Below are 19,161 nucleotides of genomic sequence, written 5' to 3'. Positions count from 1 at the left end.
CCATCCGGTGACACCCCCTAGGGAATCTCCTCAGCGCTCTCACAGCGACCCTGGTGCAGCATCTACCGTCAGGAGGTGCACACCATGTCCGTACTGAAGAACCGTGCCGTGCTCCGCTGGCTGGTCCCGGTGACCGCGGGGGTCGCCGTGATCGGGGGCGGCGCGGCCGTCGGCACGTTCGCCGCCGGGGCCGACCCGGCGCTGCCGCCGCGTACCGCCGCCCAGCTCCTGGAGGACCTGCGGACGTCCCGCCTCGAAGGGCTCTCCGGCACCGTGGTGCAGCGGGCCGACCTCGGGCTGCCGCCGATCGCCGGGCTGGTCGGGCAGGCCGCCGGAAGCGAGCTCGCCAGCCTCGTGAGCGGCACGCACACCCTGCGGGTCTGGTACGCCGGCCCGGAGCGGCAGCGGCTCGCCCTGGTCGACACGCTGGGCGAGCGGGACCTGCTGCGCAACGGGCGGGACGTCTGGAGCTGGGACAGCCGGGCCAACACGGCGTCCCACCGGACGCTGCCCGCGGACGCGAAGGACCTCGAGTCCGCCCCGGCCACGCCGGCCGACGCCGCCGACCGCGCCCTGGCGGCCATCGACCCGAGCACCGCGGTCACCGTGGGCCGCTCCGCCACCGTCGCCGGTCGCAGCGTGTACGAGCTGGTGCTGACCCCGCGCGACCGGGACTCGCTGGTGCACCAGGTGCGGATCGCGCTGGACGCGAAGGAGCACGTGCCGCTGCGCTTCGAGGTGCTCGCGGACGGGAAGGACGAGCCGGCGTTCGAGGTGGCGTTCACGCAGGTCGACTTCCGTACCCCGGACGCCGACCAGTTCCGGTTCAACCCGCCGCCGGGCGTGACGGTCAAGGAGGAGCCGGCGGGCGACGCGCGCGGGCCGGCCGGCAAGCAGCGTCCCCAGCGGGGCGAGGACGGGCCGGACGTGCGTACCGTCGGGACCGGCTGGACCACCGTGCTGGTCGCGAAGCTCGACGCGCAGGGTGCGCCCGGTGCGCCCGGCGCCAAGCCGGGCGAGGCGGCGGGACCGGACGCCGACATGATGGCGAAGGTGCTCGGCGGGCTGCAGCGGGTGAGCGGCGACTGGGGCAGCGGCCGGTTGCTCACCGGCAGGCTGTTCAGCGTGCTGCTCACCGACGACGGCCGGGTGCTGGCCGGTCTCGTGCGGCCCGAGCGCCTGTACCAGGCGGCGAAGGGCTGAGCTCCACGCGGCCCCGGCGGGGTCCGGTCGGCAGGTGCCGGCCGGGCCCCGCTTTCGTGTGCGAACCTGCGGTGTGACGTCGTCGCGGGCGGCCGGCGGGGCTTGGCCCGGCCGCCTGCCGCGCGGTATCTTTCTCAGTTCAAACACAAAAAGGAATGGCTCGTTGAGCCACTCCTTGCCGCAATTTTAGCCATGAGGAGCCGGCTTGTCAACGCACTCCGACGTGTCGGGTGAGCTGCACCAGAACGACGAGATCGGTCACGAGCAGAAGTACGTCTCGATGCTCTACGACCGGCTGGACGGCATGCGGGACCAGGCGGCCCGGCGGCTCACCGAGGAGCTGCGCGCCACCGGCGGCACGCAGCAGGCCCGGTCGCAGCGCGACCACACCGTGCGGATGTACGCCGAACAGGTCGAGCAGTACTCGGCGGTGGAGACCGGCCTCTGCTTCGGCCGCCTCGACGGCGACGACGACTCGTGCCGCTACATCGGCCGGATCGGCATCTTCGACACCTCTGGCGACTACGACCCGCTGCTGATCGACTGGCGCGCCCCGGCCGCCCGCGCGTTCTACCTGGCCACCGCCGCCAACCCGCAGGGGGTTCGCCGCCGCCGGCACCTGCGTACGCGGGAGCGGAAGGTCACCGGGCTCAACGACGAGGTGCTGGACATCGCCGCCGCCTCCCCCACCGCCCACGAGGAGGTGACGGGCGAGGCGTCGCTGCTCGCCGCGCTGAACGCCGGGCGTACCGGGCGGATGCGCGACATCGTCGAGACCATCCAGGCCGAGCAGGACCGGATCATCCGGGCCGACCTGCCGGGCGTCATGGTCGTGCAGGGCGGGCCGGGCACCGGCAAGACGGCCGTGGCGCTGCACCGGGCCGCGTACCTGCTCTACACGCACCGGCAGCAGCTCTCCACCCGCGGCGTGCTGCTGGTCGGCCCGAACGCCACCTTCCTGCGCTACATCTCCCAGGTGCTGCCGGCGCTGGCCGAGACCGGCGTGCTGCTGCGTACCCAGGCCGACCTCTTCCCCGGCGTGCACGCGCGCCGCACCGAGCCGGCGGAGACCGCCGCGCTGAAGGGGCGCGCCGTGCTCGCCGAGGTGCTGGTGGGCGCCGTGCGCGACCGGCAGTGGGTGCCGGACGAACCGCTGGAGATCGAACTGCCCCAGCGGGAGGTCCTCACCCTCGACCCGGAGACCGTGCGCCAGGCGCGGGACCGGGTCCGCCGCACCGAGCGCCCGCACAACCTGGCCCGGGCGCTGTTCGACATCGAGATCGTGCACGCGCTCGCCGACCAGGTGGCCGAGCGGATCGGCGCCGACCCGCTCGGCGGCGAGAACCTGCTGTCCGAGGCCGACCGCGCCGAGATCCGCCGGGAGCTGCGCGACGAGCCGGAGATCCAGGCCGCGCTGGACGAGCTGTGGCCCGTGCTCACCCCGCAACGCCTGCTCGCCGACCTGTTCGAGTCGCCGGAGCGGATCGCCGCCGCCGCGCCCATGCTCACCGACGCGGAGCGGGCCGCGCTGCACCGGGAGCCGGGCGGCTGGACGCCGGCCGACGTGCCGCTGCTGGACGAGGCCGCCGAGCTGCTGGGCGAGGACGAGCGCGCCGCCGCGGCCCGCCGGGAGCGCATCCGGGCCCTGGAACGGGAGTACGCCGAGGGCGTGCTGGAGATCTGGCGCGGTTCCCGCTCGATCGACGTGGAGGACGAGGCGGACGGCGGCGAGATCCTCGGCGTCACGGACCTCATCGACGCCGACCGGCTCTCCGAGCGGCAGGGCGAGACCGACAACCTCACCACCGCGCAGCGTGCCGCCGCCGACCGGACCTGGGCCTTCGGGCACGTGATCGTCGACGAGGCGCAGGAGCTGTCGCCGATGGCCTGGCGGCTGCTCATGCGCCGGTGCCCGAGCCGGTCGATGACGATCGTGGGGGACGTGGCGCAGACCGGCGCGCTCGCCGGCACGCCGTCCTGGCAGGAGGCGCTGGCGCCGTACGTGGCGAACCGGTGGCGGCTGGAGGAGCTGACCGTCAGCTACCGCACCCCGGCCGAGATCATGGCGGTCGCCGCCGAGGTGCTCGCCGAGATCGACCCGGCGCTCCGCCCACCCCGCTCGGTACGCGCCAGCGGCGTACCGCCGTGGGACCGCGGCGTTCCGTCGGACCGGCTCGCGGCCGAGCTGGTCGAGGCGACGGGCCGGGAGGCGGCCGGGCTGGCCGACGGCCGGCTGGGCGTCATCGTGCCGGCCGGCCGGGTGGACGAGCTGGGCGCGGCGGTCGTGGCCGCGCTGCCGGAGGCGGCCGTCGGCGAGCAGCCGGAGCTGGCGAACCGGGTGGTGGTGCTCACCACCGAGCAGGCCAAGGGCCTCGAGTTCGACTCGGTGCTGGTGGTGGACCCGGACCGGATCGTCGCCGAGTCCCCGCGCGGCCACAGCGACCTCTATGTGGCCCTGACCCGCGCGACCCAACGCCTGGGCATCCTCCGCACCACCTGACCCACCGGGGCCCGATTGGGTCGATCATGAGGTTGGCGGTGATGTGGATCTCCATTGGTGCCGTCAACCTCATGATCGGCGCGGCAGAGCAAGGAAGGGGGGCGGCAAGCCGCCGCCCCCCTTCTTCGCGCCCTTGTCAGCCTGGGTTGGCCTGGTCGTTGGTGAAGTTGCCGACCTGGCTGCCGGACGACGAGGCGTCGCTCGTCGAGCCGCCGGCCGGGGTGCTCAGGCCGCCGGTGGTGGCGTCGCCCGTGGTGGTCGGCGCCACGGTGCCCCGGTGCTGCTCAGGTTGGCGAGCCACCCGGCGGACGCTGGCCGGCCCGGCGGTGCCGCCGGTCGTGGTGACCGCGCCCTGGCCGCGGGTCGGGCCGCCGTCGCGCAACACGTTCGGGTCGACCGGGGCGTGCGCCGGGTCGTCCGGGTCCTCGTCCTGGATGACCCGCAGCACGTCGGTCTGCGGCACGGTGACCTCGTCGAGCGCGCCCTCGCCGTAGACGCCGCCGGCGACCCGCTCCTCGGCCCGCCGGGCGGCCTGCTGCCGCATGTCGTCCTCACGCACGTGAACCACCTCGCAGATTTCTCGGGATCCTTGTTGCGTGCCCGCCGCCCGGCCGCTGAAACCGGCGCTCCGGCGCCACGATCGGGGTCGGCCGGTGCCCCGGTCCGTGCCCGGATGTCCGGTTGCCGGCGCGGACGAGCGTGGCCTCCGGCGGGTGCTCCTGTTCGGCCGGGATACGGCGTTACCGCTCCGGGGCGGGGGGTAGACGGAGGGTGCCCCCGCCACAGTGCGCGAACCGCGCCGTGGCCGACCTGCGGCAGCGGGGCGGGAGGTATGCAGAGAACGACTCATCACATCCTGAGGAGGACAGATGAGCACGCAGGCTGCATCCGCCCGGCCGATGAACCGGCCGGCACAGGACATGTCCAACCGGGCCGGCATGCAGGAGACGCCGACGCGCCCGATGCCGATGATGCACGACGGTCAGCGGCAGGCGATCCAGTCGCCCGGTACGGAGACCAAGCCGTCGTTCGCGACGACCGAATTCTGGGTCTATGTCGCGTCCGTGGCGGCCGTGCTGGTGGCGTCCTTCCTGGTCGGTAAGAACTCGGTGGGCGTGGACATCTTCCGCGCGCCGCAGGCCTGGTTCTTCATCACGCTGCTGACCATCGGTTACCTCGGTAGCCGCGGTCTGGCCAAGGCCGGAAGCAACTTCCGCAGCGGTGAGGAGCGCAAGGCACGGCACTGACCGGAGCCACACCTGAGACGACGATGCCCCCGGGGTTCACCCGGGGGCATCGTCGTGTGCCGTCACTCGCCGAAGTCGCCGAAGTCCCCGAAGTCCCCCTCGAAGGCGTCCTCGATCAGTTCACCGGCGACCAGGCCGCCCGCCACGCCGAGCGCGGCGCCCGCCACCATGCCGCCCATGCCCGAGCCGCGGTGACCGTGGTGCCCGTGCGGGGCGCCGAAGCCGTGCGCGCGCAGGTTGCCGTAGCGCGACGTGGTCTCCCGCAGCCAGCCGTCGACCACCTGCACCCAGTCGGTGCGGCCGGCGTCGCTGTGCGGGACGGAGTAGCGGCCGAAGGCGTCGTGCCCGGGGGTGAGGAAACCGCCGCGCTTGTCGCACTCCAGGATCACCTCGACGCCGTGCTGGCTCGTGACGAACGTCAGCTCGACCTCGGTGGTGACCTGGGCGTACTGCGGCGCGGCGAAGAACTCGATCTCCTGATAGAAGGGCAGCGTCTGCTGCACCCCGCGGATGTGGCCGCGCTCCAGGTCGGCGTGCTTGAAGCGGAAGCCGAGCGCCTGGAACGCGTCGAGGATGCGCTCGTGGATCGGCAGCGGGTGCACCGCCACCTGGTCCAGGTCGGACTTGTCCACGGCCCGCGCCACCGCCAGCTCGGTACGCAGGCCCATGGTCATGCCGTGCAGCCGCTGGCCGTAGACGTCGGTGACCGGGGTCTCCCACGGCACCGGGAGCTGGAACGGGATGGACAGCTGCTGCTTCGGGGCCAGCTGCAGCGGGCCGCTCACCGGCATCCGGTGGAACTCCATGACGCCCGCGTACTCGGTGTCGCCGCTCTCGATCTCGACCCGGGTGACCAGGCCGACGGTGATCTGCTCGATGCTCGCCGGCGCGTCGCCGCCGACCAGGTTCACGTGCCCGTCCAGGGTCAGGCCCGGCCGGGTGTTGGGGTTGGTCAGCACCGTGTCGACGCTCGGGCCGCCCACGCCGAACGCGCTCAGCATCTTCTTGAAGACCATCGCCACTCCGCTTCCACCGTCGGCGCGCTCCATCGTGGAGGCGCGCAGGGCCACGGAGGGGACCCTAACCTGGGCCGCTGTGAAGTGCCTGAAAGCCGGCCGGGTGTCAGTCGACGTCGACCACGATCAGCTCACCGACCTGCTCGCCGATCTGCCGGCGCCCCTCCGGCGGCAGCCCGCCGTCGGTGATGAGCAGGTCGGCGTCCTCCAGCGGGGCGATGGTGGCGATGCCGATGGTCTCCCACTTGGTGTGGTCGGCGAGCACCACGAGCCGCCGGGCCGCGCCGATCAGCCGCCGGTTGACGGCCGCCTCCAGCAGGTTCGGGGTGGTGAACCCGGTGCGCGGGCTCATCCCGTGCACGCCCAGGAAGAGCAGGTCGACGTTGAGCGCGGCGATGGCCGCCTCGGCCACCGGCCCGGTCAGCGCGTCCGAGGGCGTGCGGATGCCGCCGGTGAGCACGACCGTCTGGTCGGCGCGCGGATTCTGGTAGAGGGCGTCGGCGACCGGGATCGAGTTGGTGACCACGGTCAGCCCCCGCACGTCGGCCAGCCGCGCGGCCAGGGCGGCGGTGGTGGTGCCGGCGGACAGTGCGATGGCCATGCCGGGCTCGACCAGGCCGGCGGCCCGTTCGACGATCGCCCGCTTCTCGGCCTGCTGCCGGATGGACTTGGCCGCGAAGCCCGGCTCCTCGGCCGAGCCGGGACCGGCCAGCGTCGCTCCCCCGTGGACCTTGTCGACCAGGCCCCGCTCGGCGAGCACCTCCAGGTCCCGCCGGATGGTCATGTCCGACACCCCGAAGCGGCTGACCAGGTGGCTGACCCGGACGCCGCCGCTCTGGCGGATCAGCTCCAGGATGGCGCTCTGCCGTTGCTGGGCGAGCATCGAACTCCCTTCGTGCGGCAGGAAACGTCAGACCGCGTCGGTCGTCCGGTGCACCGCGGGCGCACCGGCGTCCGGCGGCCCGGACGGCAGGGCCCGGTCGCCGGCGCCGCCGGACGTCTCGCGGACGACTGCCACCTCCCCCGCCGGGACGACCAGCTCGCCGTCGCACCAGCCGCCGGCGAGCAGTTCGGCGCCGGTGACCGCCAGCCGGACCTCGGCGTCGGTGTGGTTGATGACGAAAAGCCAGCTCCGGTCGGCCGTGCGCCGGCGGACCACCTCCACCCCCGCGGGCGCGGTCGCCGGCGGGTGGACGCCCGCCTCGGCGAGCAGCCGCGCGACAAGCCCGTCGGTGGCGGCCTCGTCGAGCCGCGTGCCCAGGTACCAGGCCGCTCCCGCGCCCACCGCCCGCCGGGTCAGCGCCGGCACCCCGGGCAGCGGCCCGTCGGCGTACGCGGCGAGCACCTCGGCGTCCTCGGCGTGCAGCCACTCGGTCCACACGGCGGCGGTGGCGCCGTCGTCGAGGCGGACCGACTCGCCCGCCCGGAGCGGGAAGAACTCCTCGGTGCGTACGCCGAGCAGGTCGCGGAAGGCGCCCGGGTAGCCGCCGAGCCGGATGTGGTCGTGCTCGTCGACGATGCCGCTGAAGTAGGTGACCAGTGCGGTCCCGCCGGCCTCGACGTAGCGGCGCAGCGCGTCGGCGTCGGCCTCGCGGACCAGGTAGAGGGTGGGCACCAGGACCAGCCGGTAGCGGGACAGGTCGGTGGACGGGTGCACCACGTCGGCGGTGACGCCGGCACGCCAGAGCGCGCCGTGCAGCGCGGTGAGCCGGTCGGTGTAGGTGACGTCGACGCTGGGGTGGGAGTCGAGCTCGGCGCCCCACCAGGCCTCGTAGTCGAAGAGGATCGCCACGTCGGCGTCGACCCGGCTGCCGCCCACCTCGGCGAGGGCCTCAAGGTCGGCGCCGAGCCGGCAGACCTCGCGGAACACCTTGGTCTCCGGGCCGGCGTGCGGGACCAGCGCGGAGTGGAACTTCTCCGCACCCGCCCGCGAGGCCCGCCACTGGAAGAACAGCACCCCGTCGGCGCCGCGCGCCACGTGGGCGAGGCTGTTGCGGCGCAACTGGCCGGGGGTCTTGGCGACGTTGCGCGGCTGCCAGTTCACCGCGCTGGTGGAGTGCTCCATGAGCAGCCACGGGCCACCGCCCGCGACACCGCGGGTGTGGTCGGCGGCCAGCGCCAGGCCGAGGTGCGGTTGCGGGTCGGCGGCCGTGAGGTAGTGGTCGTTGGCGACCAGGTCCACGTCGGCGGCCCAGGAGTGGTAGTCGAGGTACTTGATGCCGGTGCCGATCATGAAGTTCGTGGTGACCGGCTGGGTGGTGAGCCGGGTCAGCACCTCGCGCTCGGCGCGCAGCTGGGCGCGCTGCTCGTCGGAGGAGAAGCGCAGGAAGTCCAGCTGCTGGGTGGGGTTGGCGAAGGTGGGTGCGCTGCGCGGCGGGTTGACCTCGGCCCAGTCGTGGTAGCGCTGGCTCCAGAACGCGGTGCCCCAGGCGGCGTTGAGCGCGTCCAGGTCGCCGTAGCGTTCGCGCAGCCAGCCGCGGAACGCCTCGGCGCTGACGTCGCAGTAGCAGTGCACGTTGTGGCAGCCCAGCTCGTTGGAGACGTGCCACATGACGACGGCCGGGTGGTCGGCGTACCGGCCGGCGACGGCCTCGACGAGGGCGAGCGAGCGCTCCCGGAACACCGGCGAGCTGGGGCAGTAGGCCTGCCGCCCGCCCGGCCAGAGGATCGTGCCGTCGGCGCGGCGCGGCAGCGTCTCCGGGTGCCGGTGGGCCAGCCACGGCGGCGGGCTGGCGGTGGCGGTGGCCAGGTCGACGCTGATCCCGCCGTCGTGCAGCAGCTCCAGCGCCCGGTCCAGCCAGCCGAACTCGAAGCGGCCGGGAGCGGGTTCCAGCAGGGCCCAGGAGAAGATCCCGACCGAGACCAGATTGACCCCGGCGCGGCGCATCAGCTCGACGTCCTCGGCCCAGGTCTCCTCGGGCCACTGCTCCGGGTTGTAGTCCGCGCCGTACCAGATCCGCTCGCCGTGCCAGTTCCGCATGAGAGCAGAGGGTGCCCCCGAACGGCACCCAAGTCAACACTTTCCAACATCGACAGAAATTCCAACGTTTACCATCGCTTCCCCGTGTCACAACTGGGTTATCGCTGTCCTTCTGGCCTCTTGACAGCACCGAACCAAGGGGTAGCTTCAACCGCCACCGGCTGTTTGTGTTCGGACATGTGGGTTCGCGATGGATCTACGCCGGCCGGCACGAACACCTATCCCCGCCAGTCATCACGGCCCTTGGGCGCAGCGCACCTCTTCAACGCAGGAGGCACAATGTCCCGTCCCCGCTCGCAAGCCGAGTACCTCGCCCGACTCGTACCCCCGTCCGTCGCCGGCCTGAACCGCCGCTCGCTGCTGGCCGGCGCGGCCGGCGCGGGCGCGCTGCTCGGCACGGGACTGCTCGCCGGCTGCGGATCCGACTCCGACTCGGGCGCCGGCTCGAAGACCGTGTCCGTCGGCTCGAACGCCTCGGACCCGACGCCGAAGGACGTCCTCGCCAAGCTGGCGTCCGGCTTCCAGAGCAAGTCGGGGGTCACCGTCAACATCAACACGGTCGACCACAACACGTTCCAGGAGAACATCAACAACTACCTGCAGGGCAAGCCGGACGACGTCTTCACGTGGTTCGCCGGCTACCGGATGCGGTTCTTCGCCGCGAAGGGCCTGGCCGGCGACGTCAGCGACGTCTGGGGCAAGCTCTCCGGGTTCTCCGACGCGTTCAAGAAGGCGTCGACCGGCGACGACGGCAAGCAGTACTTCGTGCCGGCCTCCTACTACCCGTGGGCCGTCTTCTACCGCAAGTCGGTGTGGCAGCAGCGTGGCTACCAGGTGCCGAAGACGCTCGACGAGTTCAACCGGCTCGGCGCGCAGATGAAGAAGGACGGCCTCAACCCGATCGCCTTCGCCGACAAGGACGGCTGGCCGGCGATGGGCACCTTCGACATCCTCAACCTGCGGATCAACGGCTACCAGTTCCACGTCGACCTGATGGCCGGCAAGGAGGCGTGGACCTCCGACAAGGTGAAGAAGGTCTTCGACACCTGGGCCGGGCTGCTGCCGCTGCACCAGCCGGACGCCCTGGGCCGGACCTGGCAGGAGGCGGCCCAGTCGCTGCAGCAGAAGAAGAGCGGCATGTACCTGCTCGGCCTCTTCGTCGCCCAGCAGTTCAACGAGAACGAGCAGGACGACATCGACTTCTTCACCTTCCCGGAGATCGACTCGACCATCGGGGCCAAGGCCCTGGACGCGCCGATCGACGGCTACATGATGGCCCGGAAGCCGAAGTCCGAGGCCAACGCCAAGAAGCTGCTGGAGTACATCGGCGGCGTCGACGCCGCGAACGTCATGGTGAAGGGCGACCCCGGCACCCTGGTGGCCAACAGCGGCGGCGACACCAGTGGCTACACCGCGCTGAAGAAGAAGGCCGCCGAGCTGGTCGGGTCCGCCACCGAGATCGCCCAGTTCCTCGACCGGGACACCCGGCCGGACTTCGCCTCGACCGTGATGATCCCGGCGCTGCAGCAGTTCATCAAGGACCCGAAGGACATCAGCGGCCTGCTCACCAGCATCGAGAACCAGAAGAAGTCCATCTTCACCAGCTGACGGCGGAAAGGGGGAGGACATCGTGTCCGACCTGCCCCTGGTCCAAGCGGACCGCGCCGTGCCGCCACCGGCCGCGACCACCGCCACGCGTGGTCGCGGCCGCCGGCTACGGCTCCTGTCCGGCACCGACCGCGTGGTGATCACGCTGATGGTGCTCGTGCCGCTGCTGCTCGTGGTGGCCCTGGTCTGGCTACCGGCGCTGGCCACCGTGGCGCTCTCCGGCACCAACTGGGACGGCATCGGTCCGCTCGCCGACATCGACTGGGTCGGCCTCAAGAACTACGACGACGTGGTGAACATCTACCCGCCGTTCGGGCCGGCGATCCAGAACAATCTGCTCTGGCTGGCCGCCCTCTTCGTGGTGGCCACCCCGTTCGGGATGTTCCTCGCCGTGCTGCTCGACAAGGAACTGCGCGGCGGCCGGTTCTACCAGACCGCGCTCTACCTGCCGGTCGTGCTCTCGCTGGCGCTGATCGGCTTTGTCTGGCAGCTCATCTACAGCCGCGACCAGGGCCTGCTCAACGCGCTGCTCGGCACGCAGACCGACTGGTACGGCGACCCGAACGTCAACATCTGGGCCGTGCTGTTCGCGGCCGGCTGGCGGCACGTCGGCTACATCATGCTGCTCTACCTGGCCGGCCTGAAGGGCGTCGACCCGTCCCTGCGCGAGGCCGCGGCCGTCGACGGCTCGTCGGAGGTCAGCACCTTCTTCCGGGTCGTCTTTCCGGTGCTGCGCCCCATCAACATCATCGTGCTGGTGGTGACGGTGATCGAGTCGCTGCGCGCGTTCGACCTGGTCTGGGTCATCAACAAGGGGCGCAACGGGCTGGAACTGATCTCGGCCCTGGTCACCGCCAACGTCGTGGGCGAGGCCAGCCGGATCGGCTTCGGCTCGGCCCTGGCGACGATCATGCTGGTCGTCTCCCTGGTCTTCATCACCCTCTACCTGTTCACCGTGATGCGGGAGGACCGGCGATGAGCAGCGCGACCCTGACCCGTGACCCCGACACCGCGGTGCCGCACGCCCGTCGCCGGCCGCTGCGGCCCGCCCGGGTGGTCCTGCACGTCTTCCTCGCCGCGGTGGCGGTCGGCTGGCTCTTCCCGATCCTCTGGGCGCTGCTGACCTCGCTGCGCTCGTACGAGTACACGGCCACCCACGGCTACGTCTCGCTCGGCGGCTGGACCCTCGACAACTACGTCACCGCCTGGCGGACCGCCGAGTTCGGCAAGCACTTCCTCAACTCGGTCTACATCACGGTCCCGGCCGTGCTGCTGACGCTCTTCCTCGCCTCCTGCGTGGCGTTCGTGATCGCCCGGTTCAGCTGGAAGTTCAACATCGCCCTGCTCGGCCTCTTCACCGCGGCGAACCTGCTGCCGCAGCAGGCCCTGCTCATCCCGCTGTTCCGGATGTTCACCGAGATCCCGCTGCCGGCCTTCCTGAGCGACTCGGAGCTGCTCTACGACAGCTACTGGGGGCTGATCCTGGTCAACGTCGCCTTCCAGTGCGGCTTCTGCGTCTTCGTGCTGAGCAACTACATGAAGGCCCTGCCCCACGAGCTGTACGAGGCGGCCATGGTGGACGGCGCCAGCGTCTGGCGGCAGTACTGGCAGGTGACCATGCCGCTGTGCCGGCCGGCCCTGGCGGCGCTGGCGACGCTGGAGGTGACCTGGATCTACAACGAGTTCTTCTGGGCCACCGTGCTCATGCGCACCGGCGACAAGTTCCCGGTGACCAGCTCGCTGAACAACCTGCGCGGCGAGTTCTTCACCGACAACAACCTGGTCTCGGCCGGCTCCGTGCTGGTCGCCATCCCCACCCTGGTGATCTTCTTCCTCCTGCAGAAGCAGTTCGTCCGGGGCCTCACCCTGGGAGCTTCCAAGGGATGATCGTTCACCTGCGCCGCGCGCGGACCAGCCTGGTGCTCGACGCGCGCGGTCCCGGCCTGCCCCGGATCGTGCACTGGGGCGCCGACCTCGGTCCGCTGCCCGCCGACGACCTGCCCGCGCTGGTCGACGCCACCGTCCCGCCGGTGGTGCCGAGCAGCTTCGACGCCCCGACCGTGCTGTCGCTGCTGCCCGAGCCGAGCGCCGGGTGGAGCGGCCGCCCCGGCCTGGCCGGGCACCGGGACGGCCGGGACTGGTCGACCGCGTTCCGCCTCGCGGGGGTGGACGTGGCCGACGACGCCCCGGCACCGGGCCGCGTGGCCGGGGGCGGGGAGGCTGTCCGCGTACCCGGGGAGGAGCGGGACCGCGACGGGGCCGGTGCCGCGCGGGTGACCGTGCGGGCCGCGGACCCCGGCGCCGGGCTGTCGCTGACCATCGAGACCACCCTGACCGCCGCGGGGCTGCTCACCGTGCGGCACCGGCTGCGCAACGACGGCGACCGGCCCTACGAGGTACGCGAGCTGACGCCGGTGCTGCCGGTGCCGGCGGTCGCCACCGAACTGCTCGACCTGACCGGCCGCTGGTGCCGGGAACGCGCGCCGCAGCGGCACCCGTGGCCGATGGGCGCCTGGGTGCGCGAGGGACGGCACGGCCGGACCGGCCACGACGCCACCCTGCTGCTGGTCGCCGGCACACCCGGGTTCGGCTTCGGGCACGGCGAGGTGTGGGCCGTGCACACGGCGTGGAGCGGCGACCACGTGACGGTCGCCGAGCGCCGGCCGACCGGCGAGGCCACGCTGGGCGGCGGTGAACTGCTCGCCCCCGGCGAGCTGCTGCTCGGCCCCGGCGAGGAGTACGCCACTCCCCTGCTTTACGCGGTGCACTCGGCCGACGGGCTGGACGGGCTCAGCGACGTGCTGCACACCCACCTGCGGGCCCGCCCGGAGCACCCGCGCGGCCCGCGCCCGGTGACGTTGAACGTGTGGGAGGCGGTCTACTTCGACCACGAGCTCGACCGGCTGAAGGGCCTCGCCGACCGCGCCGCCGAGGTGGGCGTGGAACGCTTCGTGCTCGACGACGGCTGGTTCCGCGGCCGGCGGCACGACCGCGCCGGTCTCGGCGACTGGTGGGTGGACGAGGAGGTCTGGCCGGGCGGGCTGCAACCGCTCATCGACCACGTGCGCAAGCACGGCATGCAGTTCGGGCTGTGGGTCGAGCCGGAGATGGTCAACCCGGACTCGGACCTGTTCCGGGCCCACCCGGAGTGGGTGCTCCAGGCGCCCGGCCGGCTGCCCCCGGAGTGGCGGCACCAGCAGGTGCTCGACCTGGCGCACCCGGACGCGTACGCCCACCTGCTCGGCCGCCTGGACGCGGTGCTGAGCGAGCACGACGGCATCGCGTACCTGAAGTGGGACCACAACCGGGACCTCACCGAGGCCGGGCACGGCGGCCGGCCGGGCGTGCACGCGCAGACTCTCGCCGTCTACCGGTTGCTCGACGACCTGCGCGCCCGCCATCCGCAGGTCGAGATCGAGAGCTGCTCCTCGGGCGGCGCCCGCGTCGACCTGGAGATCCTGCGCCGCACCGACCGGGTCTGGGCCAGCGACTGCAACGACGCCCTGGAGCGGCTGTCGATCCAGCGCTGGACCGGCCTGCTGCTCCCGCCCGAGCTGATCGGCACCCACATCGGCCCGGAGCGCTCGCACACCACCCACCGGGTCCACGACCTGGGCTTCCGGGCGGTCACGGCGCTCTTCGGCCACCACGGCATCGAGTGGGACATCAGCGGGATCGGCGCGGCCGAGCGGGCCGAACTCGCCGCCTGGGTGGCGCTGCACAAGCGGCTCCGCCCGCTGCTGCACAGCGGCCGGGTGGTCCGGGTCGACCACCCGGACCCGGCGGTCCAGGCCCACGGCGTGGTCGCCCACGACGGCTCCCACGCCGTGTACGCGGTCTCCCGGCTGGCCACCTCGGCGACACAGGTGCCGGGCGTGGTGCGGCTGCCCGGGTTGGACCCGGCGCGGCGCTACCGGGTGCGGCCGCCGGCCGGGGTGCCGGAGCCCGCCGTGCTGGAGCTGCTGCCACCGCCCTGGCTGGCCTCGGACGGCGGGTTGACGCTGAGCGGGTCGGTGCTCGGCTCGGTCGGCGTGCAACTGCCCGCCCTGCACCCCGAGCAGGCGTTGCTGCTGGAGGTCACGGCCGTCGGCTGACGGTCTGGTGCTCGTGGTGGGAGCCGGGCGCGTGGTCAGATCGAACGGCGCGCGACCCGGCGTCGCTTCGGTGGCCGGAGGTGCTGGTCCTTGTGCTGCCGGACCATCTCGTCCCACACCTCCTGAGGGAAGTCGTGGTCCGGCGGTATCCACCTGTGCGAGTTGTCGGAGTAGTGGAACTTCTCGTCACCGGGGTTGATCCGGCTCATGGCAGCCACCCGAGGAACCTGCGATGCAGAGCGCCAGCGGGAGCCCAGCCCATGTCCTGCGCCGCGGACACCAGGTGTGAAGCCATGTAGATGGACAGGGACACCGGAGCGCGGTCGTACTCGGCGAGCAGCTCACGGCGGCGCGTGGGACAGGGCCAAGGCGACCCACACCCCGCACACGTCCAGACAGGCAGCACAGGTCCATGGTCCGTCATCAGCCCATCGGATCACGTAGGGTTGTACGAGGGGAACCCCTAAGGGGGTTGCCTGACCCTGTAGTGCATCAAGCAATACCCTTGGGCCATACCTTCGGCTTGTGGAGTTGCTTGGGCTGGATGAGATCCGTGATCTGCTTGGCGGGATCAGCAAACAGCGCGCCACGATCATCGTTGGCCGCAAGGGATTCCCTGATCCCCTCGCCAACCTGAAGATGGGCCGCGTCTGGGACGGCAAAGCCGTGCGCGCCTGGATCACCAAGAACCGTCCCGGCCCAGCCGACGAGGACTGACCGGGCGCAGCAACCAGAGTCACCACACCCGGCTGCCGCAAACCTCCGTCCACTGGTCAGGGCGCACGGCGGAACCATGACCCGATGCGGAAGAGTTCCCCGAGCGCCTTCAGCACAGCGGGCAGCCGGTCCGGCGGGATCTTGAACAACGCCACCAGGGCGACGATCAGCCTCGGCAGGGCGTAGACCAGCGCGATCACGATCAGCGCCCAAGGCCCCGCAGCTAGAACAGGCTCAAGGATCGAGAGCCCCACGATTCCCTAACCCTCACTCTGGTCGAGCGAGGCGCGCAGGGCTCAGCTCAACCAGTACGCAACGACTGGTGAAGCTGAGTTCCTGCACCGACTGAGCAAGATCTCAGGTGTTGCTGGGCGCCTTCAGAGCACCCCGGGTATCGCTTTGACCACCTTGAGAACCGTATAGGGTTATATAGGCAGGCGTCCGTCGGCGACTCCTACCCCAGGGTTTCCAGCTTCTAAAACTTGCACTCGCATTTAGGGAAGCCAGGCCCTGTGCCCCACGGCCGGTTGCAACCGGCGGCGGGACTTGGAAAGGATACCCGACCCGAATCGCGTCACGTGCCTTTTGAGGCCGACCGTCGTCCTGAGCGTCGCGCACCAACCAGGGCAATCGGTCCTCACCGTCCACACCGGGCACCGGCGCATCCCTCGGGTTGTAGGGAATAGTGGACACGTGGCCCCTTCCCTGCCCGCCTACGCGGTGCCCGATGTCGAGCCCGTGGGCGGCGCCGCTGGCCTGCCCAGGGTCTCGTACTTCGGCGACCAGCTCGCCACCTGTGCAGCCGTCACTGCGGTCCTCGACCGTCTCCCGGCGGTCCTGACGATGATTGAGGACTGCGGTGGGCAGGGGCCCCTCACCGTCACCCGCGCCGACCTCTGCGCGCAACTGTCGGTCGGCACCTCCGACGGCCTGAACTGGGGGTTGAGCTTCGACGACGAAGTCGGGTTGCTCGTCCAGCCCAACTACGTCCCGCCCAGCCCCGAGTCCGACCCCGGCGACCCGCTCGAGGCAGCGCTCGCCGCGCAGCCCGACGTCGACCTCGCCTATCACTACGACCGCGAGTACTTCGAGGTTCGCATGGCCCGGGTGCACCGGGCCGACGAGATGCTCGCCCGCTGGCTCGACGCGATCATCACCGCCCACCGCGAGTTCGCCCGCCGCCGGGGCATCGACCTGCCGTACTGAGCCCGGCAACCGATCATTCCCGCCGGCGGATTTTCTGAGATTCTTCCCAACGGATGTCGAGAAGCGGGGTGGCAGCTTCTACCGGAGGGTGGAAGCACCGAGAATCGGTGCTCGGGCGTGAGGAGCGAATCGTGAAGTACATGCTGCTGATGCAGTTCAGCGCCGCCGGGACCGACTTCCCTTCGATCGACACCTGGACGCCGGAGGAGATCCGGGCGCACATCGGTTTCATGGGGGACGTCAACGCGAAGCTCGTCGCCGACGGGGAGTTCGTGCAGGGCGAGGGACTGGGCGGTCCGCAGCAGGCGCGGATCGTCCGGGCCGGCGAGAACGGCGCGCCGGTGGTCACCGAGGGGCCGTTCGCGGAGACCAAGGAGTTCCTGGCCGGCTGGTGGATCGTGGACTGTGAGACCCCGCAGCGGGCCGTGGAGATCGCGGCGCACATCTCCACCGCGCCCGGCCCGGGTGGGCGTCCGCTGAACATGCCGATCGAGGTGCACCCCGTCATGTCGGCGCCGTCGCAGGAGCTGTGACCCCTGGGCGTACCGGACCACACCGTCGAGGACCTGCTGCGCGAACTCGCGCCGCAGGTCCTCGGCGTGCTCGCCCGCCGGTTCGGTGACTTCGCCACGGCCGAGGACGCGGTGCAGGAGGCGTTGCTGGCGGCGGCCACCCAGTGGCCCGCCGAGGGGCTGCCGGACCATCCGCGGGGCTGGCTGATCCAGGTCGCGTACCGCCGGATGATCGAGCTGGTCCGCGGCGAGGCGGCCCGCCGGGACCGGGAGGACCGGGCCGCCCGGCGCGATGGGGACGACCGGCGGACCGCGCCGGCCGCCGACGAGCCGCTGACCGCGGACCGGGACGACACCCTCGTGCTGCTCTTCCTCTGCTGCCACCCGACGCTGTCCACACCGTCGGCGATCGCGCTGACCCTGCGCGCGGTCGGCGGGCTCAGCACCGCCGAGATCGCCCGCGCCTTCCTCGTCCCCGAGGCCACCATGGCGCAGCGGATCAGCCGGGCCAAGCAGCGCATCAGATCCTCCGGCCTGCCGTTCCGGATGCCCGCCGAGGAGGACCGGCAGGCGCGGCTGGCCGCCGTCCTCCACGTGCTCTACCTGATCTTCACCGAGGGGCACACCGCGAGCCTCGGCGACGACCTGCGCCGGGTCGACCTCTCCGAGGAGGCGATCCGGCTGACCCGCGCCATGCACGGGCTGCTGCCCGACGACAGCGAGGTGGCGGGCCTGCTCGCCCTCATGCTGCTCACCGAGGCCCGGGCCGCCGCCCGCACCGGCCCGTCCGGCGAGCTGATCTCCCTCGCCGAGCAGGACCGTTCCCGGTGGGATACCGCCGCGATCGCCGAGGGCACCGCACTGGTGACGCGTGCCATGGCCCGGGGGCCGGTCGGGCCCTACCAGCTCCAGGCCGCCATCGCCGCCCTGCACGACGAGGCGCCCACCGCCGAGCGCACCGACTGGCCGCAGATCCTCGCCCTCTACGAGGTGCTGGAACGGCTCACGGAGAGCCCGGTGGTGTCGCTCAACCGCGCGGTCGCGACCGCCATGGTGCACGGTCCCGCCGCCGGACTGGCCACCCTGGAGGCGCTGGCCGCCGACCCCCGGCTGACCGGCCACCACCGGCTCGACGCGGCCCGGGCGCACCTGCACGAGATGGCCGGCGACCGGGACGCGGCGGCGCGGCACTACCGGGCCGCGGCCGGGCGCACCACCAGCCGCCCCGAGCACGAATACCTGCTGATGCGCGCGGCCCGGCTGGCGAACCCGCACTGACCCGCGGCACCAGCATGATCCACTCCAGATCGGCGGGGTGGCGGGGTCCGGCCCGCGCCGACACCGCCAGGTCGGCGAGCCGGAGTGGATCGAGGGTGGACCGCCGATACACCCTGCGGTGAGCGCTCAGTGCACGACCCGGCTGAGGCCGACGCCGGCGAGGAGTGCCGCCAACATGATGCCGGCCGCGACGGCGACCACGCTGAGCGCTCCCGGGTTCCGGTACTGGCGTTCAACGAGCCGCACCGGCGCACTGCGGTCGACCCGCTGCCACTTCTGCCCGCTCGCGTCGGTGAAGATGATCTCGATGGCGGAGAAGTCGGCCAGCGCCTCGGTCACGTGCGGATCGAGGTCGGCCGGGACCCGCAGCTCGCCCTGCTCCTCGCCGACCAGGACGGGGAGGTGATGGGTCGGGCCCACCGAGCCGCCGGCCCAGACGTAGCGGATCAGCACGTCGAGCACGGGTGCGCCGCTGAAGTTCAACACCCGGTAGCCCACCCGGGACGGCGGCACGGTCGCGCGGCTCCCGGCCGGCTCCGGTCCGGTGCGGACGGCGAGGACCAGCCGGGCCTGGGCGGCCTCCGCGTCGCGGCGCTCCTCGCGGCGTACCCGCACCTCGTGGCGGAACAGCAGCCCGGTGAAAAGCACGGCGACCGTGGACATCAGCAGGCCGGCGAGACTCCCCCACGCCTGCATCCAGTCGGTGACCTTCGGCGCTTCCTCGGCCAGCACCGGGCCAGGGTAGAGGAAACGATCACACCGGCGCGTACCCGCAAGGGGTGGTGGCCGGGTCCCGTGGG

General features: G+C 72.0%; 18 protein-coding genes. 11 read left to right on the top strand and 7 right to left on the bottom strand.

The window, feature by feature from the left end; translation table 11 throughout:
• Positions 1 to 84 precede the first annotated feature (84 nt).
• Together GCE86_RS02895 and GCE86_RS02890 are read left to right on the top strand one after the other, a co-directional pair.
• On the top strand, positions 85 to 1,203 hold the full coding sequence (locus GCE86_RS02895; RefSeq protein WP_154225464.1) for a LolA family protein: 1,119 nt from the start codon (positions 85 to 87) through the stop codon (positions 1,201 to 1,203).
• A gap of 280 nt (positions 1,204 to 1,483) precedes the next feature.
• Positions 1,484 to 3,703 (top strand): HelD family protein, encoded by a 2,220-nt coding sequence (locus GCE86_RS02890; RefSeq protein ID WP_204343295.1) that lies wholly within the window; start codon positions 1,484 to 1,486, stop codon positions 3,701 to 3,703.
• Between the two features lie 136 nt (positions 3,704 to 3,839).
• On the opposite strand, the gene GCE86_RS02885 is transcribed toward GCE86_RS02890, so the two are convergent.
• Entirely contained in the window at positions 3,840 to 4,262 is a 423-nt protein-coding gene (locus tag GCE86_RS02885) for a hypothetical protein (RefSeq protein ID WP_154225462.1), read from the bottom strand.
• 310 nt (positions 4,263 to 4,572) lie between these two features.
• Between GCE86_RS02885 and GCE86_RS02880 the strand changes: the two genes are divergently transcribed.
• Positions 4,573 to 4,950 carry a hypothetical protein gene (locus GCE86_RS02880; RefSeq protein WP_154225461.1) on the top strand — a complete coding sequence of 126 codons (378 nt, stop codon included), beginning with the start codon at positions 4,573 to 4,575 and terminating at the stop codon, positions 4,948 to 4,950.
• Positions 4,951 to 5,012: 62 nt separating this feature from the next.
• Here GCE86_RS02880 and GCE86_RS02875 read toward each other — a convergent pair whose 3' ends face one another.
• The 3 genes from GCE86_RS02875 to GCE86_RS02865 all read right to left on the bottom strand — a co-directional run bounded on the left by GCE86_RS02875 (position 5,013) and on the right by GCE86_RS02865 (position 8,946).
• Positions 5,013 to 5,966 (bottom strand): sporulation protein, encoded by a 954-nt coding sequence (locus tag GCE86_RS02875; protein ID WP_154230304.1) that lies wholly within the window; start codon positions 5,964 to 5,966, stop codon positions 5,013 to 5,015.
• A gap of 106 nt (positions 5,967 to 6,072) precedes the next feature.
• Positions 6,073 to 6,849 (bottom strand): DeoR/GlpR family DNA-binding transcription regulator, encoded by a 777-nt coding sequence (locus tag GCE86_RS02870; protein WP_154225460.1) that lies wholly within the window; start codon positions 6,847 to 6,849, stop codon positions 6,073 to 6,075.
• Between the two features lie 27 nt (positions 6,850 to 6,876).
• Positions 6,877 to 8,946: a beta-galactosidase gene (locus GCE86_RS02865; RefSeq protein WP_154225459.1), complete on the bottom strand. Its 2,070-nt coding sequence runs from the start codon at positions 8,944 to 8,946 to the stop codon at positions 6,877 to 6,879.
• 279 nt (positions 8,947 to 9,225) lie between these two features.
• On the opposite strand from GCE86_RS02865, the gene GCE86_RS02860 reads away from it, so the two are divergent.
• From GCE86_RS02860 to GCE86_RS02845, 4 genes are read left to right on the top strand one after another with little or no spacing between them, the layout of a single operon-like run.
• Positions 9,226 to 10,554, top strand: coding sequence for an ABC transporter substrate-binding protein (locus GCE86_RS02860; RefSeq protein ID WP_154225458.1), 1,329 nt, complete (start codon positions 9,226 to 9,228; stop codon positions 10,552 to 10,554).
• Between the two features lie 22 nt (positions 10,555 to 10,576).
• Complete coding sequence (locus tag GCE86_RS02855; protein ID WP_154225457.1) at positions 10,577 to 11,533, top strand: carbohydrate ABC transporter permease; 957 nt, start codon at positions 10,577 to 10,579, stop codon at positions 11,531 to 11,533.
• On the top strand, positions 11,530 to 12,441 hold the full coding sequence (locus tag GCE86_RS02850) for a carbohydrate ABC transporter permease (protein WP_154225456.1): 912 nt from the start codon (positions 11,530 to 11,532) through the stop codon (positions 12,439 to 12,441). The genes GCE86_RS02855 and GCE86_RS02850 overlap by 4 nt, the downstream gene beginning before the upstream one ends.
• Complete coding sequence (locus GCE86_RS02845) at positions 12,438 to 14,648, top strand: alpha-galactosidase (RefSeq protein WP_154225455.1); 2,211 nt, start codon at positions 12,438 to 12,440, stop codon at positions 14,646 to 14,648. The genes GCE86_RS02850 and GCE86_RS02845 overlap by 4 nt, the downstream gene beginning before the upstream one ends.
• Positions 14,649 to 14,683: 35 nt before the next feature.
• Here GCE86_RS02845 and GCE86_RS31535 read toward each other — a convergent pair whose 3' ends face one another.
• Positions 14,684 to 14,857 carry a hypothetical protein gene (locus tag GCE86_RS31535; protein WP_167537020.1) on the bottom strand — a complete coding sequence of 58 codons (174 nt, stop codon included), beginning with the start codon at positions 14,855 to 14,857 and terminating at the stop codon, positions 14,684 to 14,686.
• A gap of 316 nt (positions 14,858 to 15,173) precedes the next feature.
• On the opposite strand from GCE86_RS31535, the gene GCE86_RS02840 reads away from it, so the two are divergent.
• Positions 15,174 to 15,365 (top strand): hypothetical protein, encoded by a 192-nt coding sequence (locus GCE86_RS02840; RefSeq protein ID WP_154225454.1) that lies wholly within the window; start codon positions 15,174 to 15,176, stop codon positions 15,363 to 15,365.
• A gap of 56 nt (positions 15,366 to 15,421) precedes the next feature.
• On the opposite strand, the gene GCE86_RS02835 is transcribed toward GCE86_RS02840, so the two are convergent.
• A complete protein-coding gene (locus GCE86_RS02835) occupies positions 15,422 to 15,619 on the bottom strand; it encodes a hypothetical protein (protein WP_154225453.1) in 198 nt (65 codons plus the stop codon).
• 439 nt (positions 15,620 to 16,058) lie between these two features.
• Here GCE86_RS02835 and GCE86_RS02830 point away from each other — a divergent pair, with 439 nt between their 5' ends.
• From GCE86_RS02830 to GCE86_RS02820, 3 genes are all read left to right on the top strand, one after another.
• The gene (locus GCE86_RS02830) at positions 16,059 to 16,571 is read left to right on the top strand and encodes a hypothetical protein (protein ID WP_154225452.1); all 513 of its coding nucleotides are present in this window, start codon (positions 16,059 to 16,061) and stop codon (positions 16,569 to 16,571) included.
• 140 nt (positions 16,572 to 16,711) lie between these two features.
• Complete coding sequence (locus GCE86_RS02825) at positions 16,712 to 17,104, top strand: YciI family protein (RefSeq protein WP_204343299.1); 393 nt, start codon at positions 16,712 to 16,714, stop codon at positions 17,102 to 17,104.
• A 66-nt stretch (positions 17,105 to 17,170) separates the two neighbouring features.
• Complete coding sequence (locus GCE86_RS02820; RefSeq protein ID WP_244317157.1) at positions 17,171 to 18,361, top strand: RNA polymerase sigma factor; 1,191 nt, start codon at positions 17,171 to 17,173, stop codon at positions 18,359 to 18,361.
• Between the two features lie 126 nt (positions 18,362 to 18,487).
• On the opposite strand, the gene GCE86_RS02815 is transcribed toward GCE86_RS02820, so the two are convergent.
• Positions 18,488 to 19,093 (bottom strand): hypothetical protein, encoded by a 606-nt coding sequence (locus GCE86_RS02815; RefSeq protein WP_154225449.1) that lies wholly within the window; start codon positions 19,091 to 19,093, stop codon positions 18,488 to 18,490.
• Positions 19,094 to 19,161: the final 68 nt, after the last annotated feature.

The sequence above is a fragment of the Micromonospora terminaliae genome, assembly GCF_009671205.1.
Classification (GTDB): domain Bacteria; phylum Actinomycetota; class Actinomycetes; order Mycobacteriales; family Micromonosporaceae; genus Micromonospora; species Micromonospora terminaliae.
The sequence above is the reverse complement of the archived record's forward strand: the minus strand, read 5'-3'. Positions and strand labels throughout refer to the sequence as shown.